The organism is Pseudomonas sp. SIMBA_068, assembly GCF_046534705.1.
Taxonomy (GTDB): Bacteria; Pseudomonadota; Gammaproteobacteria; order Pseudomonadales; family Pseudomonadaceae; genus Aquipseudomonas; species Aquipseudomonas putida.
On record NZ_JAWRYI010000740.1, the window covers coordinates 1 to 264 of the forward strand.

At 70.1% G+C, this 264-nt stretch carries 1 protein-coding gene; it reads right to left on the bottom strand.

The genetic code is table 11. The annotated features are described in order from the left end of the window. On the bottom strand, positions 1–264 hold a 264-nt coding region (locus tag SB756_RS31230), incomplete at both ends, for an amino acid permease (protein WP_410913386.1).

Consider the following 264-nt stretch of genomic DNA (forward strand, 5'->3'; position numbering starts at 1 on the left):
GCGCGGCGACCACTTCGATCGCGATCAGGCTCGAGAACGCGATCAGCGTGATGAAGCCCATCAGGTAGCCGAGCAGCGGGCCGTGCGAGAACACCGGGTAGCGGACCACGCCGCCCGCGCGCGGCAGCGCGGCGCCGAGCTCGCAGTAGACGATGCCCAGCAGCAGCACCGAGAAGCCGCCGAGCAGCCACGAGAAGATGCCGGCCGGGCCGGCGATCGTCGACACGTGACTCGCGGCGAACAGCCACCCCGAACCGAAGATCG